The following is a 16,669-nucleotide window of genomic DNA, read 5'->3' on the forward strand; positions in this document are numbered from 1 at the left end:
CTCAGATCAGTTTCAGCAGTTTGGCGATGTCGGCGCGCACGCCTGCGACATCGGCGCCGGGAGGGTAACGCATCATCAGGAAGCCGTTCGGATCCACCAGGTAGACCGGGAAGCCACCGGCATCCGCGTCGTCGACGTCCGGCAGGCGCGCGCGCAGCGACGGATCCGGCGCCAGCCGGCGCAGCGAGCGGTCCTGCGCCAGCGGCGGCGGCACTTCGCAGGCGGCATCCGTGCACAGCCACAGCACGTCCAGCCGGTCCGCGTTGCGGCCCATCAGCCGCCACACCTTGTCGTAGTCCACCGACGCCTGCGCGCAGGCCTCGCCGCAAGCGGCGGGCGGCGCGAGCAGGATGCGCCAGGTGCGTGCATCCGGGTTCCAGGCGTACGGCTGGCCGTCCAGCAGCGCGGGCGGCTGCTCGCGCAGGTCCACCGGTGGATCGAGCAGGGTGCCGTGGCTCTTGCTGCCCTGCGGCTGCCAGCCGGAGAAGCGCAGCACGCCGGCGACCAGCATGCTGCCGAAGAACAGCGCGGCGATCGCGATCAGAGCGGTGCGGTTGCGGCGGTCGCGGGAGGTGGCGTCGTCGGTCATGGCTGCTGTCGGCGTGTCTTGCGGAAGGTCAGCACCAGCGCGATGACCAGCACCGCGGCGGCAAGGGCGAACCACTGCACCGCGTAACCGAGGTGGCGTTCGGGCGGCAGCGTGTTCGGCAGGATCTCGAGGTCGCGCGCGTAGCCGGGCACGCCGGCGAGGCCGCCCTCGGGGTCTGGCTTGAGCACGCGCGGGGCCAGGTCGGGCAGGCCGAGCGCGTCGCGCAGCGTCGGCAGGTCGAGGGCGATCGCGAGCAGGCTGCCGTCGGCCTGCGCCACCGGCGTGCCGAGCGCCAGCCCCGGCGAAGGCGGCGGCAGCAGCAGGCCCTCGACACGGGTCGCGTCGGGGCGCGGCACCACCGGCATGGTGCGGTCGCCGGGCAGCGGCTTCCAGCCCAGTTCCACCAGCAGCGGCGCACCCGCGTCGGGCAGGAACGCGCGGTACACGCGCACGCCGGGGCGCTCGTCGCGGCCCTGGTTGTCGAGGATGACCGCCGGCGCGTCGTCGAAGCGTCCGCTGCCGGCGGCCCAGTCGTAGCCGCGGGCGCGCCCGTCGTCGGCCGCGACCGCAAGCGGCCGCGGGTCGCGCGCTTCCAGTACACGCGCGACCGCGTCCACCATCGCCTGCTTCTCGTCGCGGCGCTCGAGCTGCCAGGCCCCGAGGCGCGCGAACAGCGCGATCGCCAGCAGGGCGAGCAGCCAGCCGAGCACCCCGTTGCGGCGGATGGTCACGCCGGAAGGGCCTGTGCCTGCGATAATCCACCGCATGCGCCAGTCCGGCGCGCCGACGACCCTCCCCGCATGAACGACTCGCTCAAGACGCTGCTCATCGTCGCTTTCCTGGTGGTCATCCTGTGGAACCTCGGCGCCGGGCTGTACTACATGCTGGTCGACAAGGGTACGACCAAGCGCACCGTGAACGCGCTGACCAAGCGCATCGCCCTGTCCGTGGCCCTGATCCTGCTGGTCGGACTCGCCATCTACATGGGCTGGATCACGCCCCACGGCGTCGGCGGCTAGGGGCGCCGGCTGCTACCGTTCCCCGTTCCCTGTTCCCTGTTCCCGCCTTTGGCGTTACAGCACGTACACGAACAGGAACAGCCCCAGCCACACCACGTCCACGAAGTGCCAGTACCAGGCGACCGCCTCGAACGCGAAGTGGTCCTCGCCGGTGAAGTGGCCCTTGAGGCAGCGGAACCAGATCACCGCCAGCATGATCGTGCCGAGGGTGACGTGCGCACCGTGGAAGCCGGTGAGCATGAAGAAGGTGGAGCCGTAGATGCCCGAGCCCAGGGTCAGGTTGAGCTCGCGGTAGGCGTGGATGTACTCCTCCGCCTGGAAGAACAGGAAGATCGCGCCCAGCAGCACGGTCGCGCCGAGGAACGCCAGCAGCTGCCCGCGGCGGCCGGCCTTCAGCGCGTGGTGCGCGATGGTCACGGTGACGCCCGAGGTCAGCAGGATCAGGGTGTTGACCAGCGGCAGGCCCCAGGCCGGGATGGTCTGGAAGGTGCCGCCGACCGCGGCCGGGCCGTTGTAAGGCCAGCCGCCGGCGAACTCCGGCCACAGTAGCGCGTTGGTCATCACGCCGTCGCCCTCGCCGCTGAGCCAGGGCAACGCGAACTGGCGGGCGTAGAACAGCGCGCCGAAGAACGCGGCGAAGAACATCACCTCGGAGAAGATGAACCAGATCATCCCCATGCGGAACGAGCCGTCCACCTGCTTGTTGTAGTAGCCGCGCACGGACTCGGTGATGACGTCGGCGAACCACTTGAACAGGATCGCGACCAGCAGGGCGACGCCGACGAAGAAGGTGGTCTTGCCCCAGCTCGTCTCGTTCAGCCAGCCGGAGAAGCCGACGAACAGGATGAACAGGCCCACCGAGGCGAAGATCGGCCAACGGCTGCCGTGCGGCACGAAGTACACGTTCGCGTCGTGGGCGTGGGCGTCGGTGCTGTGGGATTGGGCCATGGTCTGCGTCTTCCGGGTGGAATGTCGTGGTCGTGCGGTCAGGGCGCGGCGCGCGGCAGGTCCGCGGACGCGGCAGGCGCGTTCGCCTGCGCGGTCTGCGTCTCGTTCTTGAAGAAGGTGTAGGACAGGGTCAGCGTGTTGATGTTCGTCGGCAGGTTCGGGTCGACGATGAAGCGTACCGGCATGTCGCGCGCCTCGCCGGGCTGCAACGTCTGCGCGGTGAAGCAGAAGCATTCGGTCTTGGCGAAGTAGCCGGAGGCGCGCGCCGGCGCCACCGAGGGCACCGCGTTGCCGACGATTGCGCGGTCGCCGAGGTTCTTCGCGAAGTACATGGCCTCGTACTGCTTGCCCGGCTGCACGCGCATGGTGAGCTGCTCGGGCTCGAAGGACCACGGAAGCTTCGAGTTCACCCCGCCGTCGAACTGCACTGTCACCCAGCGCTCGGCCGCGGTGGCGGACTCGGACACGCCGGCGACCGGGCCCTTCTCCAGGCGCACGCCGAACACCTTCTCGCAGGCGATCCGGTACAGCGGCACCAGCGCGAAGGTGAACGCGAACGCGGCCAGCGCCACCGCCAGCATCTTCATCAGGCCTCGGTTGCCGCCGCCGCTCATCCCGTCACCCCGGGCAACGTGCCGCCGTTGAGCGCGAACAGGTAGATCAGCAGCGCCACGACCGCCAGCACGAGCACCGTCCGGCGCACGCCGCGGCGCCTGGCCGCTGCCTGCTCGGGAGTCATCGTTGGCGGGCGTTCGCTCATCCGTCGCAGCCTTACTCGTAGTCCTTCTTGACGAAGTCGCCGTGCGCCAGGTCGCCGTCGCGGATCACCGGCGGCGTGGTGAAGGTGTGGTGCGGGGCCGGCGACGGCACCGTCCACTCCAGGCCCACGGCGCCTTCCCAGGCGCGCGCGGCGGCCGGCGGGCCGTTCCGCTTGGAGCTCCACAGGATGTAGAACATCAGGAACGGCGTGATGAACATGCCGAAGGCGCCGATCGAACTGACCAGGTTCCAGTCGGCGAACACCACGTTGTAGTCGGGGATGCGGCGCGGCATGCCGGCCAGGCCGAGGAAGTGTTGCGGGAAGAACAGCAGGTTCGAGAACACCATGGTCCACCAGAAGTGGAACTTGCCGAGCTTCTCGTTGTACATGCGCCCGGTCCACTTCGGCCACCAGTAGTAGATCGCGGCGATGATCGCGAACAGCGCGCCGGTCACCAGCACGTAGTGGAAGTGCGCGACCACGAAGTAGGTGTCGTGGTACTGGAAGTCGGCCGGCACGATCGCCAGCATCAGGCCGGAGAAGCCGCCGATGGTGAACAGGATCACGAACGCGATCGACCACAGCATCGGCGTCTCGAAGGTCATCGAGCCGCCCCACATGGTGCTGACCCAGTTGAACACCTTCACCCCGGTCGGCACCGAGATCAGCATGGTGGCGAACATGAAGTAGATCTCGCCGCCCAGCGGCATGCCCACCGTGAACATGTGGTGCGCCCACACGATGAACGACAGGAAGGCGATCGCCGCGATCGCGTACACCATCGCCTGGTAGCCGAACAGCGGCTTGCGCGAGAACGTCGGGATGATCTCGCTGACGATGCCGAACGCCGGCAGGATCATGATGTAGACCTCGGGGTGCCCGAAGAACCAGAAGATGTGCTGGTACATCACCGGGTCGCCGCCGCCGGCGGCGTTGAAGAACGAGGTCATGAAGAACTTGTCGGTCAGCAGCATGGTGACCGCGCCGGCCAGCACCGGCATCACGCCCAGCAGCAGGAACGCGGTGATCAGCCACGACCAGCTGAACAGCGGCATCTTCATCAGGTCGACGCCCGGCGCGCGCATGTTGAGCACGGTGGCGATGATGTTGATCGCGCCCATGATCGAGCTGATGCCCATCATGTGCACCGCGAAGATGGACATGGCGACGTTGGCGCCGCCCTGCAGCATCAGCGGCGGGTACATGGTCCAGCCGCCGGCCGGCGCGCCGCCGGGCACGAAGAAGGTGGACAGCAGCAGCAGGAACGCGAACGGCAGGATCCAGAACGACCAGTTGTTCATGCGCGGCAGCGCCATGTCCGGCGCGCCGATCTGCAGCGGGATCATCCAGTTCGCCAGGCCGACGAACGCCGGCATGATCGCGCCGAAGATCATCACCAGCGCGTGCATCGTGGTCAGCTGGTTGAAGAAGTAGGGCTCGACCAGCTGCAGGCCCGGGATCGCCAGCTCGGAGCGGATGCCGACCGACAGCGCCGCGCCGATGATCGCCATGATGAAGCTGAAGAGCAGGTACAGCGTGCCGATGTCCTTGTGGTTCGTCGAGAAGAACCAGCGGTCGATGAACCCCTGCTTGTGGGCGTGCGCGTCGTGGCCAGCGTGGGTATCGGCGACGGCTTCGTAGTTGGCGGACATGGGTGGACCTCGACGGAATGCTTAGTTCGTGGTGGTGGCGCGCTGCGCGGCGAGCCACTTGCGGAATTCGGCGCGCGGCACGGCCTTGACCACGATCGGCATGAAGCCGTGGTCCTTGCCGCACAGCTCGGCGCACTGGCCGCGATAGGTGCCGGGCACCTTGATGTCGGTCCAGGCCTCGTTGACGATGCCCGGGATCGCGTCCTGCTTCCAGCCGAGCGCGGGCACCCACCAGGAGTGGATGACGTCGTCGGCGGTGATCACGAAGCGGATCTTGGTGTCGGTCGGCAGCACCAGCGGCTGGTCGACGTCGAGCAGGTAGTTCGGGTTCGCCTCGAGCGTCGGCGTATGGCCGCTCTGGCGCAGGGCGTTGCTCTCGCGGTCGAGGCGGCTGGTGAAGGCGACGTCCTCGCCGAGGTACTCGTAGCCCCACATCCACTGGTAGCCGGTGACCTTGACGGTCATCTCGGCGTCGCGGGTGTCGTACTGGGCGATCAGCTTGGTGGTCGCCGGCCAGATCATCGCGATCAGCAGGATCACCGGCACGATCGTCCAGATCACCTCGGCGGTGGTGTTGTGGCTCCAGGTCGCCGGGGTCACGCCCTTGGACTTGCGGAACTTGACGATCGCGATCGCCATGGCGGCGAACACGATCACGCCGATGACCACGCAGACCCAGACCGCGAACATGTGCGCGTCGTAGGCGAACTGGGAGGTCTGGGTGACCCCCGGGTGCATGTTGAGCTGCCACCGCTCCGGCGCGGCGGGCTCCAGGTCTGCGGCGGCGGGCGCCTGCTGCGCCCAGGCCAGTGCCGGCAGCGCCATCGCGGCGATACCCGTGAGCCAATGCTTGAATCCGGCTTTCATCAGTTCGAGCCCCACATGCATGATTTGGTGTTGTCGCGGCAGGCGCGCCCCCTTCGGCCCCGGTCGCGGTCGCAGCCGCTGGCCGGCGCCTCCCGCAGGCTGACCGGAGACGATCGATCGGAGCAATCGGCCGCGGACCGCGCCATCGCGGTCGCGGAAACGTCGAAATGATAGGCCTGCGCCAGCGCCGGGGGCAAGCTGCACGGCACCCCGAAGCGGGCCTGCGCCAGCTAAAATGACCCGCTTACCCCCGCTCCCCACCGGGCGATGACCCCAGACATGCCAACCGACAGCGCCGGCCTGCGGGCCGCGATCACCGCCGCATGGGTCCGCGACGAGACCGATGCCGTGCGCGAACTGCTCGCCGCCGCGCGCCAGCCGGCGGCCGACCAGGCCGCGGTGCAGGCGACCGCCGCGGACCTGGTGCGGCGGGTGCGCGCCCGCGCCGCCGACCAGGGCGCGATCGAGGCCTTCATGCGCCAGTACGACCTCGGCAGCGAGGAAGGCGTGCTGCTGATGTGCGTGGCCGAGGCGCTGCTGCGCATCCCCGACGCGGACACCACCGACAAGCTGATCCGCGACAAGCTCGGCGAGGCCGACTGGAAGCGGCACATGGGCCAGTCGGACTCGGTGCTGGTGAACGCCTCGACCTGGGGCCTGATGCTCACCGGCCGCCTGGTGGACCTGGCCGACGAGACCCGGCGCGACGTGCACGGCGCCTTCAAGCGCCTGGTCGGGCGCGTCGGCGAGCCGGTGATCCGGCTGGCGGTGCGCCAGGCGATGAAGATCATGGGCCACCAGTTCGTGATGGGGCGCACGATCTCCGAGGCGCTGGCGCGCTCGCGCAAGGGCGCCAACGCCAACTACCGCTATTCGTTCGACATGCTCGGCGAGGCCGCGCTGACCCAGGCCGACGCCGACCGCTACCTCGAGGCCTACCGCAGCGCGATCGACGCGATTGGCGGCAGCGGCCGCTTCGAGGACGCCATCGTCGCGCCGTCGATCTCGGTCAAGCTCTCGGCGCTGCACCCGCGCTACGAGCACGCCAAGCGCACCCGCGTGCTGGCCGAGCTGGCACCGCGCGTGCTCGACCTGGCCCAGCGCGCCAAGCGCCACGGCATCGGCATGACCATCGACGCCGAGGAGGCCGACCGCCTCGAGCTTTCGCTGGACGTGATCGAGGCCGCCTGGACCGATCCGTCGCTGGCCGGCTGGGACGGCTTCGGCATCGTCGTGCAGGCCTACCAGAAGCGCGCGCCGTTCGTGATCGACTGGATCGCCGCGCTCGCCCGCCAGCACGGCCGCCGCATCCCGGTGCGCCTGGTGAAGGGCGCCTACTGGGACAGCGAGGTCAAGCGCGCGCAGGTGGACGGCCTGCCCGGCTACCCGGTGTTCACGCGCAAGCCCAACACCGACGTCAGCTACCTGGCCAACGCCCGCCGCCTGCTCGATGCCGGCGATGCGGTCTACCCGATGTTCGCGACCCACAACGCACAGACCATCGCCGCGGTGCACCGCATGGCCGGCGGTCGACACTTCGAGTTCCAGAAGCTGCACGGCATGGGCGACGACCTCTACGCCGAGGTGATCCCGGCCGACCGCCTCGGCGTGCCCTGCCGCGTGTACGCGCCGGTTGGTTCGCACGAGGACCTGCTGCCGTACCTCGTGCGGCGCCTGCTCGAGAACGGCGCCAACTCCAGCTTCGTCAACCGGATCACCGACGAGGCGATCCCGGTGGAGGAGCTGGTGCGCGACCCGGTGGAGGTCGTGTCCGGCTTCGACAGCATTCCCCATCCCCGCATCCCGCTGCCGCGCCAGGTCTATCGCGCCGCCGGCTACGAACGAGACAACTCCATGGGCATCAACCTCGCCAACGACGACCAGCTGCGCGCGCTTGCCGGGCGCATGGAATCCGCACTCAGCGAGAGCTGGCGCGCCACCCCGCTGGTGCCGGGCGCGACGCCCTCGGGCGAGTTCCTCGACGTCACCAATCCCGCCGACCGCCGCCAGGTCGTGGGCCAGTGGCAGCCGGCCGATGCCGCGACCGTCGAGCGTGCGCTGCAGAACGCGGTCGCCGCGCAGCCGGGCTGGGACGCGCTGCCGGCCGCCTCGCGCGCGGTAGTGCTCGAGCGCGCCGCCGACCTGCTGGAAGAGCGCATGCCACGCTTCATGGCGCTGTGCACGAAGGAAGCCGGCAAGACCATCCCCGACGGCGTCGCCGAAGTGCGCGAGGCGGTGGACTTCCTGCGCTACTACGCCGCGCAGGCGCGCGAGCTGTTCGGCGCGCCGCAGGCCATGCCCGGCCCGACCGGCGAGTCCAACACCCTGGCCCTGGGCGGGCGCGGCGTGTTCGTCTGCATCAGCCCGTGGAACTTCCCGCTGGCGATCTTCGCCGGCCAGGTCGCCGCGGCGCTGGCCGCCGGCAACGCGGTGATCGCCAAGCCGGCCGAGCAGACCAACCTGGTCGGCTACTACGCCGTGCAGCTGCTGCACGAGGCCGGCATCCCCGCAGACGTGTTGCAGTTCCTGCCCGGCGACGGCGCCACCGTCGGCGCCGCGCTCACCTCCGACCCGCGCGTGGCCGGGGTCGCCTTCACCGGCTCCACCGAGACCGCGCGCGCCATCAACCGCGCGCTCGCCGGGCGCGAGGCCGGCCCGATCGCGGTGCTGATCGCCGAGACCGGCGGCCAGAACGCGCTGATCGCCGACTCCTCGGCGCTGCCCGAGCAGCTCGTCAAGGACGCGCTCGCCTCGGCCTTCACCTCGGCCGGCCAGCGCTGCTCGGCCGCGCGCGCGCTGTTCGTGCAGGAGGACATCGCCGACAAGGTCATCGGCATGCTCGCCGGCGCCATGGCCGAGCTCAAGGTCGGCGACCCGATGCTGCTGTCCACCGACGTCGGCCCGGTGATCGACAAGGACGCGCTGTGCATGCTCGACGAGCACGCCGGCCGCATGCAGGGCGAAGGCAAGCTGATCGCCCGCGCCACCCTCGATCCTGAGGCCACCGCGCACGGCACCTTCTTCGCGCCCAGCGCCTGGGAGCTCCGGTCGCTGTCGCAGCTCACCCGCGAGAACTTCGGCCCCGCGCTGCACGTGATCCGCTGGAAGGCCAGCGAACTCGACGCCGTGGTGGATGCGATCAACGCCACCGGCTACGGCCTCACCCTCGGCGTGCACTCGCGCATCGACGAGACCATCGAGCGCATCGTCGCCCGGGCGAAGGTCGGCAACGTCTACGTCAACCGCAACCAGATCGGCGCCGTGGTCGGCGTGCAGCCGTTCGGCGGCCAGGGCCTCTCCGGCACCGGCCCCAAGGCCGGCGGCCCGCACTACCTGCCGCGCTTCGCGACAGAGAAGACGGTGACGGTGAATACGACGGCGGCCGGGGGGAATGCGTCGTTGCTGACGCTGGATGACTAATCGACTGAAGTCGATCGAGAATACCCTGCGATCCTATTGCACCGCTGCATGGCGGTGCCGAATGCAGAAGCCACGCTATTTGTCCCGACCCTTCTTGCGGAGCACCGATAGTCTTAAGCCCTCTGCAAGCCGATAAGCGCCATACCTGACAACGAAAAGTAGCCCTATATCAGTTGCGAACATGATGTACATGTTCAGGTTTGCGAGCAGTGTTCTATTCAACCAGAGAATGCCTATTAGTCCGCTTAGCGCTAACAGCAGATAAGCAACCTTTGCGGCGTTTGTGCTTCTCATGGCTTCAGCTCACACTTGAATCGAAGGCTACCTGTGTCTCCCTGCCGAGCCTCGTCACTACGGCTGCCTTCCCGCCGACTTTGCTCTCACCGTTCTGCTGCTCGCGCTGAAGAAAAAGCCCCGCCGAAGCGGGGCTCTTTCGTTGCGCGTGCCGCGTGGATCAGAAGCGGTAGCGCGCGGCGATGCCGAGCAGGTCGGCGTTGCCGCTGAACATGCCCACCAGGTTCGAACCGCTGGCCGACTCGGTGTTGACGTACGGGGAGTCGATCTCGACCCGCATGTACGCCGCATCGATGCTCAGCTGCGGCGACACGTTCCAGGTCGCGCCCAGGGTGTAGACCATGCGCTCCTGGTCGGGCAGGCGCGGGGTACGGGTCTCGTCCTTGGTCGGGCTCTCGTCGTAGCCGACGCCGAAGCGGAAGGTGAAGGCCTCGCTGAAGTCGAACTCGCCGCCGACCGAGTAGAAGATCGAGTCTTCCCACTCGAACGGCTCCTGGCCGAGCACCGCGCCGCCCGGGCGGCGGATGTCGACTTCCTGCAGCGACTCCCAGCCGGTCCACTGCACTTCACCCAGCAGGCGGAACTGGTCGGTGACGTCCCAGCGCGCGCTGAAGGTGTCGGTGGACGGGGTGGTCAGGTTCGCCCAGATCGGGCCGTCGTCGTAGGCATGGATGCCCATGCCGGCGAAGGTGGCGGCCACGGCGGCCGGCATCGTGAAGTCGGCGGTGCCGTCGAGCGTGTGCTTGATCTCCGAGCGGTGCGCGTAGCCGAGCACGAAGTTGTCGGCTGCGCGCAGCTGGGCGCCGACCACGAAGCCGACGCCGGTGTCGTCGCCGCTGACCTCGACCATGCCGTCCGCGCCCTGCGGCTGGAACGGATAGGCCGGGTTGAAGCAGTTGGCCGGGTTCACCGCCGCGCACAGCGCGGTGCCGAAGTCGATCGCGTTCGACAGGGTGACGTCGGCGCGCTGCAGGATGATGCCGGCGCCGAGCGAGAAGCGCTCGGTGAAGGCGATGCCCGCCGAGAAGGTCAGGTCCACGATCTTCACGTCGGAGACGACGGCGTCGTAGCGGCCCATCCAGGTCGGGTCGTACTCGGTCTTCAGGCCGAACGGCGCGGAGACGCTGGCGCCGACCACGACGCTCTCGAGGCCGCCGCTCAGCGGCATCACGAAGCCCATGTGCGGGACCGGCGTGGCCTCGCCCGGGTCGCCGCCGTTGCCGCCGGTGAGCGGGGTGCCCACGGCGCTGGTGCCGGAGCCGTCGAAGTCGGCGTTGAGGTCGATCACGGTCACGTCGGCCTGCACCAGCATGCGGTCGTTGTTGACCAGCGCGGCCGGGTTGTTCAGCACCACCGAGGCGTCGCCCCAGGCAACCGTGGTGCCGGCGTTGGCGCGGCCCAGGTTCTGGACGCTGTTCTCGCGGATCTGGAATCCGGACGCGTCGGCGGTGCCGGCGGCCATCACCCCGGCGATGCCGAGGGCCAGGGCGGTCAGGGTGAAGCGGGAAGCGTTCTGCATTGCACGATCTCCGGGAGGGTGCTTGTCGTTGATGCGGGTACGCCCTTCGGGACGTACGTCACCGTAGGGACTCTAACGCTGTTTTAACCAAAATGTCACTTCCCCGGAAGGCCTGCGGGCCCGCCCCCGGGCCCCGCCTAGAACCCCCGCTGGCGCCGCATCCGCCGGGCCACCGCCGCCCGCACCACCAGGGCGAAGGCCACCCCGAAGGCGAAGCCGGCGATGTGGGCCGCCCACGCCACCGCGCCGAACGACGGCCCGATGTAGGCGAACACCACCTGCAGCAGGGCCCAGAGCCCGATCAGCAGGGGCGCCGGGGTGCGCACGAACTGCAGGAACAGCCCCAGCGGCAGCACCACCCCCAGCTTGGCCCGGGGGAACAGCGCCAGGTAGGCCCCGATCACCGCCGAGACCGCGCCGCTGGCCCCGATCACCAGCCGGTCCGGGCCCCCGATCAGCAGCACCGCGGCCAGGTTGGCGACCGCGCCCCCGAGCAGGAACAGCACCAGGAAGCGCCCGGCGCCCATCACCTTCTCGGCCGGCAGCCCGAAGATCAGCAGGAACACCAGGTTGCCCAGCAGGTGGGCCCAGTCGGCATGCAGGAACAGCGCGCTGAAGAGGCGCAACCAGTGGCCCTCGGCCCACAGCGCGCCCCAGGTCTGGGCGATCGCCTCGCCGCCGGTGAGCGCGCCCCAGTCCATCAGCCACAGCCGGCGCGCGTCCTCCGGGCGGGTGCTGGCCCACAGGAACGCCGCCCACAGCAGGGTGAACAGCAACGGGGTGGCCCAGCGGATGCTGCTGCGCTGGCGGGTGGGCAGGGCGACGAACATGGGCGCTGGTTACCACGTCCGCGCGCGCCGCGCTACCGACCGCGTCGCGATTGAAAATCTTGCTCGGCCGCGGCGGCTGCCGTTATGTTCGGGATGCGCGGCCGGATTGCCGTGCGATGCAAAGGGGATGGAACCTTGGAAATGACCGATCGCATCCGGCTTGCACGCCGGCATGGCGGCCTGTCGCAGGCCGCACTCGCGGATCTCGTCGGCGTGCACCGCAGCGCCGTCAGCCACTGGGAAGCCCGGCGCCCGAAACGCCCCAACATCGGCCACCTGCTTGCCGCCGCGGCGGCGACGCGGGTGCGCTTCGAATGGCTGGCCACCGGCAAGGGACCGATGGCGCTGGACGACGACGAGGAGGCGGTTGGAGTGCCGCTGCCCGTCGCCGGCCACGCCGGCATCGACCCGAGCGAACACGAGTTGCTGCTCGCGTTCCGCGCCGCCTCGCGCACCTCGCGCGCGGTGATGCTGGAGCTGGCGCAGCAACTGGCGACGCCGGACGTGCACTGCCGGCGCCTGGCGATGCCGCGCGTGCCCGCGCCCGAGCCGGGCGTGCTGCCGTCGGAGCCGCTGGCGCTGCTGTGACGCCGCCGCTCAGCGCGGCAGCGACTTCAGCACGTTGAGCGCGGCGCGGACCGGCGCCTCGCCCTCGAGCACCTCGCCGTCGGCGGCAGCGGCTTCCGCCTCGCCCTGCAGGTGGCCGGGCAGCTCGGCCTCGCTCACGCGCCGCGCGGTGCCATTGCCGGCGTCGCTGCCGGGCTGCAGCACCACGTCGGGCACGATCCCGACCGCCTGGATCGAGGTCCCGTCTGGCGTGTAGTAGCGCGCGGTGGTCAGCTTGACCGAGTCGCCGTTGTCCAGCGGCAGCAGGGTCTGCACCGAGCCCTTGCCGAAGGTGCGGCTGCCGACGATGCGCGCGCGCCCGTTGTCCTTGAGCGCGCCGGCGAGCACCTCGGCGGCGCTGGCCGAGCCCGCGTCCACCAGCACCACCAGCGGCGCGCCGTGCAGCAGGTCGCCCGGGGTCGCGTTGAAGCTGGTGTCGCTGAGCGCGATGCGCCCGCGGGTGCTGACGATGCCGCCGGCCTCGAGCAGGTCGTCGGCGATCTGCACCGCCGACACCAGCAGGCCGCCGGGGTTGCTGCGCAGGTCGAGCACCAGCCCCTTCAGGCCACCTGACTGCTTCTGCAGCGATGCCAGCTCGCGCGCGAAGTCGGCGGCGGTGTCGGCCTGGAACGCGGCGATGCGCAGGTAGCCGTAGCCGGGCTCGAGCATGCGGCTGCGCACGCTGGCGACGCGGATGGTCTCGCGGGTCACGGTGACGTCGAACGGCGCGGCGCGGCCTTCGCGCGCGATGGTCAGCACCACCGGCGTGCCGGGCTCGCCGCGCAGCGGGCCGCGGCCGTCCCCGCCGGCCTCGAGCGGCTTGCCGTCCACCGCGACGATCACGTCGCCCGACTTCAGGCCCGCGCGCGCCGCCGGCGTGCCATCGATCGGCGCCACCACCAGGATGGTGCCGTCGGGCTGCGGCTGCACCTCGATGCCGATGCCGCCGTAGGCACCGCTGGTCTCCTCGCGGAAGGCCTCGGCGTCGTCCTTGTCGAAGTAGATGCTGTGCGGGTCGAGGTCGAACAGCAGGCCCTTGACCGCGGCGTGCATCAGCGCCTCGTCGCTGACCGGTTCGACGTAGGCCTGGCGGACCGCGTTGTAGACGCTGACGAAGCGGCGGATCTCGTCCAGCGGCACGGAGGACGCCGCCGCGGCGTCGGCGGTCGCCTCGTCCAGCGCCGCGTCCTGGGTGTCCCGGGCGTGCAGGGGCGATGACAGCAGCGCGGCGGCAAGCAGCAGGGGGGCTTTGGTGCGCATGCGGGCACTCTACTTCTTCAGCCAGGTATCCGGGTTCACGGGGTCGCCGTTGCGGCGCAGCTCGAAGTACAGCGCCGGCGGGCCCGGGCCGCCGGAGCTGCCGACGCTGGCGACCGGGTCGCCGCGCTCGACCATGTCGCCGGCGTCGCGCAGCAGCGCCTCGTTGCGCGCGTACAGGCTCATGTAGCCGTTGCCGTGGTCGATGATCAGGATCAGGCCGTAGCCGTTCATCCAGTCGGCGAACACCACCTTGCCCGGGGCCACCGCCTGCACCGTGGTGCCCTGCGGAGCGCCGATCATCAGGCCGGAGCTCTTGCCGCCGTCGGGCAACTTGCCGCCGTAGCCGGCGATCAGGGAACCGGACAGCGGCCAGCCCAGGCCGCCCACGCGCAACGCGGGCTGCGCCGGCACCGGGGCCGGCTTCGGCGGTGGCGCACCGGCTTCGGCGGCCGCGCGGCGGGCGCGCTCGGCGGCGGCGCGGCGCTCGGCCTCGGCGCGTTCGGCCGCCGCGCGCAGTTGCGCGAGCAGCTTCCTGAGGCCGGCGACGTCGCTGCCCAGCGCCTTCTCGCGGCTGCGCTTGTCCTGGTAGCTGGCATCGAGCTTCGCGACCGCCTCGGCGTGCCGCTTGCGCTCGGCCTGCAGCGCGGCGAGCTGCTCGCGCTGGCGCGCGCGCGTGGCCTCGAGTTCGCGCTCCTGCTCGGCGATGCGCAGCCCGAGCTCCTCCAGTTCGCGCAACTCCTCCGACAGCGCGGCGATGCGCCGGGTGCGGTCCTGCTGCAGGTAGCGGTGCAGGGTCAGCACGCGCGCGGCCTCGGCGACGCGGTCCTGCGACAGCAGCAGCTTGAGCGGCGCCTCGCTGCCGACGGTGTAGGCGGCGCGCAGCAGCGCGGCCAGTTGCGCGCGCTGCGCGGCCAGGTTCTGCGCGAGCTGCTTCTCGCGCGCCTGCGCGTCGGCGAGTGCCTTGCGCTGTCGCGCCAGTTCCGCGTCGGTGTCGTGCAGCGCGCGCGACGCCTTCGCCAGGCGCTCGTCCATCGCGCGCAGTTCGCGCGAGGCGGCGCCGCGGGCGTTCTCGATCCTGCGCCGCTCGGCCGCGACCTCGCGCAGCTCGCGCTGCGCACGCTCCAGCCGCCGCTGCGCATCGCCGCTGTCCTGCGCCCAGACCTGCGCGCCGAACCCGACCGCCAGCGCGAACGACGCGATGGCCAGCCCCTGTAGGAGCGGCGCTAGCGCCGCGACCCGCCCGCGACCCTCGCGGCACCGGACCATCCTCAGCCGTCCTGCTCCGCCGGCACCAGCAGGCTGCGCCCGGTCATCGCTTCGGGGCGCGGGATGCCGAGCAGGTCCAGCAGCGTCGGCGCCACGTCGCGCAGCGCACCGCCCTCGCGCAGGGCCACGCCGCTGCGCGTGCCCATGTACAGCAGCGGCACCGGACCGACCGTGTGCGCGGTGTGCGGCTGGCCGGTGGCCGGGTCGCGCATCATTTCCAGGTTGCCGTGGTCGGCGGTGACCACCAGCGCCCCGCCGGCGGCGTGCACCGCGGCGCTGATCGCGCCGAGCGCCGCGTCCACCGCCTCGGCGGCCTGGATCGCGGCCTGGAGGTCGCCGGTGTGGCCGACCATGTCCGGGTTGGCGATGTTGCAGACGATGGCGTCGTACTTGCCGGCGCGGATCGCCTCCACCAGCTTCGCGGTCAGCTCCGGGCAGCTCATCTCCGGCTGCGCGTCGTAGGTCGCGACCTGCGGGCTCGGCACCAGGATGCGGTCCTCGCCGGGGTACGGCTGCTCGCGGCCGCCGCTGAAGAAGAAGGTGACGTGGGCGTACTTCTCGGTCTCGGCGATGCGCAGCTGGGTGAGCCCGCGTTCGGCGAGCAGCTCGCCGAAGGTATCGGTGAGGTCGTCGGGCGGGAAGGCGACGGTGGCCGGCAGCGTCGCGTCGTATTCGGTCAGGGTGACGAAGCTCGCCAGCACCGGGCGGCGCGCCTCGAAGCCGGAGAACCCGGGCGCCACGAACGCCGCCGAGAGCTGGCGCGCGCGGTCGGCGCGGAAGTTCATGAACACCACCGCGTCGCCGTCGGCCATCGGCGCCGGTTCGCCCTGCGGCGGCGCGACCACGGTGGGCGCGACGAACTCGTCGGTCTCGCCACGCGCGTACGCCGCCTCGAGCGCGGCCGCGGCGTCCACCGCGCGGTAGTCGGAACGCGCCTCGACGATGGCTTCCCAGGCACGATGCACGCGGTCCCAGCGCTTGTCGCGGTCCATCGCGTAGTAGCGGCCGCTGACGCTGGCGATGCGGATGCGGGTGGTGGCGCCCTCGGCGAGCGCGTCGCAGCGCTGCTGCAGCGCGGACAGGCTCGGTCCGGCCGACTTCGGCGGCATGTCGCGGCCGTCGAGGAACGCGTGCACCGCGACCTCCGGTACCTGCATGCGCACCGCCAGCTCCAGCATCGCGAACAGGTGGCGCTCGTGGCTGTGCACGCCGCCCGGCGACAGCAGGCCCATCAGGTGCAGCGTGCCGCCGTCCTCGGCGACCGCGGCGCAGGCACCCGCCAGGGCTGCGTTGTCGAAGAAGCTGCCGTCGTCGATGGCCGCGTCCACCCGGGTCAGGTCCTGGTAGACGATGCGCCCGGCGCCCAGGTTCATGTGCCCGACCTCGGAATTGCCCATCTGCCCGTCCGGGAGGCCGACGTGGCGGCCTTCGGTGTGCACCAGCGTGTGCGGGCAGTTGGCCCACAGCCGGCGCCAGTTGGGCAGCTCGGCCATCGCCAGGGCGTTGTCGGTGGGGTCCTCGCGGTGGCCCCAGCCGTCCAGGATCAGCAGCACCACCGGGCGCGGGACGTCGTTGCGGGGGGCGTTCGGCGCGGCGGGGCTGGGCAAGGCGGTCATCCGGATGGCCTGGGACAACGATT

The 16,669-nt window shown here is 70.7% G+C and carries 13 protein-coding genes and 2 pseudogenes; 3 read left to right on the top strand and 12 right to left on the bottom strand.

Going from position 1 to position 16,669, the window contains the following annotated elements; translation table 11 throughout:
- Position 1: 1 nt before the first annotated feature.
- A complete protein-coding gene (locus tag E4F25_RS07405; protein ID WP_140909524.1) occupies positions 2–589 on the bottom strand; it encodes a hypothetical protein in 588 nt (195 codons plus the stop codon).
- Complete coding sequence (locus tag E4F25_RS07410; protein ID WP_140909525.1) at positions 586–1,356, bottom strand: SURF1 family protein; 771 nt, start codon at positions 1,354–1,356, stop codon at positions 586–588. Before E4F25_RS07410 ends, E4F25_RS07405 begins: the two co-directional genes overlap by 4 nt.
- Positions 1,357–1,389: 33 nt before the next feature.
- On the opposite strand from E4F25_RS07410, the gene E4F25_RS07415 reads away from it, so the two are divergent.
- On the top strand, positions 1,390–1,608 hold the full coding sequence (locus E4F25_RS07415; protein WP_140909526.1) for a twin transmembrane helix small protein: 219 nt from the start codon (positions 1,390–1,392) through the stop codon (positions 1,606–1,608).
- A 54-nt stretch (positions 1,609–1,662) separates the two neighbouring features.
- Here the strand turns inward: E4F25_RS07415 and E4F25_RS07420 are convergent, their stop codons facing one another.
- Genes E4F25_RS07420 through coxB form a run of 5 tightly spaced genes read right to left on the bottom strand, consistent with a single transcriptional unit; the run spans position 1,663 to position 5,835 of the window.
- On the bottom strand, positions 1,663–2,556 hold the full coding sequence (locus tag E4F25_RS07420; RefSeq protein ID WP_140909527.1) for a cytochrome c oxidase subunit 3: 894 nt from the start codon (positions 2,554–2,556) through the stop codon (positions 1,663–1,665).
- A 38-nt stretch (positions 2,557–2,594) separates the two neighbouring features.
- Positions 2,595–3,170 (bottom strand): cytochrome c oxidase assembly protein, encoded by a 576-nt coding sequence (locus tag E4F25_RS07425; protein ID WP_140909528.1) that lies wholly within the window; start codon positions 3,168–3,170, stop codon positions 2,595–2,597.
- Positions 3,167–3,316 (bottom strand): hypothetical protein, encoded by a 150-nt coding sequence (locus E4F25_RS11475; protein ID WP_181168238.1) that lies wholly within the window; start codon positions 3,314–3,316, stop codon positions 3,167–3,169. The genes E4F25_RS07425 and E4F25_RS11475 overlap by 4 nt, the downstream gene beginning before the upstream one ends.
- An 11-nt stretch (positions 3,317–3,327) precedes the next feature.
- Entirely contained in the window at positions 3,328–4,968 is a 1,641-nt protein-coding gene (gene ctaD / locus E4F25_RS07430) for a cytochrome c oxidase subunit I (RefSeq protein WP_140909529.1), read from the bottom strand.
- 21 nt (positions 4,969–4,989) lie between these two features.
- Positions 4,990–5,835: a cytochrome c oxidase subunit II gene (coxB, locus tag E4F25_RS07435; protein ID WP_140909530.1), complete on the bottom strand. Its 846-nt coding sequence runs from the start codon at positions 5,833–5,835 to the stop codon at positions 4,990–4,992.
- Between the two features lie 267 nt (positions 5,836–6,102).
- Here coxB and putA point away from each other — a divergent pair, with 267 nt between their 5' ends.
- Positions 6,103–9,255 carry a bifunctional proline dehydrogenase/L-glutamate gamma-semialdehyde dehydrogenase PutA gene (putA, locus tag E4F25_RS07440; protein WP_140909531.1) on the top strand — a complete coding sequence of 1,051 codons (3,153 nt, stop codon included), beginning with the start codon at positions 6,103–6,105 and terminating at the stop codon, positions 9,253–9,255.
- 454 nt (positions 9,256–9,709) lie between these two features.
- Here putA and E4F25_RS07445 read toward each other — a convergent pair whose 3' ends face one another.
- The gene (locus tag E4F25_RS07445) at positions 9,710–11,068 is read right to left on the bottom strand and encodes an OmpP1/FadL family transporter (protein WP_140909532.1); all 1,359 of its coding nucleotides are present in this window, start codon (positions 11,066–11,068) and stop codon (positions 9,710–9,712) included.
- Positions 11,069–11,205: 137 nt separating this feature from the next.
- Positions 11,206–11,898 carry a rhomboid family intramembrane serine protease gene (locus E4F25_RS07450; protein ID WP_140909533.1) on the bottom strand — a complete coding sequence of 231 codons (693 nt, stop codon included), beginning with the start codon at positions 11,896–11,898 and terminating at the stop codon, positions 11,206–11,208.
- 141 nt (positions 11,899–12,039) lie between these two features.
- On the opposite strand from E4F25_RS07450, the pseudogene E4F25_RS11685 reads away from it, so the two are divergent.
- Positions 12,040–12,228 (top strand): annotated as a pseudogene (locus tag E4F25_RS11685) (helix-turn-helix transcriptional regulator); the annotation flags it as partial.
- Between the two features lie 133 nt (positions 12,229–12,361).
- Here the strand turns inward: E4F25_RS11685 and E4F25_RS07460 are convergent.
- The 3 genes and pseudogenes from E4F25_RS07460 to gpmI form a co-directional block, all read right to left on the bottom strand.
- Positions 12,362–13,764, bottom strand: a pseudogene (locus E4F25_RS07460) (S41 family peptidase); the annotation flags it as partial.
- Positions 13,765–13,773: 9 nt separating this feature from the next.
- The gene (locus E4F25_RS07465) at positions 13,774–15,030 is read right to left on the bottom strand and encodes a murein hydrolase activator EnvC family protein (protein WP_140909535.1); all 1,257 of its coding nucleotides are present in this window, start codon (positions 15,028–15,030) and stop codon (positions 13,774–13,776) included.
- A gap of 2 nt (positions 15,031–15,032) precedes the next feature.
- Positions 15,033–16,646, bottom strand: coding sequence for a 2,3-bisphosphoglycerate-independent phosphoglycerate mutase (gene gpmI / locus E4F25_RS07470; RefSeq protein WP_140909536.1), 1,614 nt, complete (start codon positions 16,644–16,646; stop codon positions 15,033–15,035).
- Positions 16,647–16,669 lie beyond the last annotated feature (23 nt).

The organism is Cognatiluteimonas lumbrici (assembly GCF_006476065.1).
GTDB classification, from domain to species: Bacteria; Pseudomonadota; Gammaproteobacteria; order Xanthomonadales; family Xanthomonadaceae; genus Cognatiluteimonas; species Cognatiluteimonas lumbrici.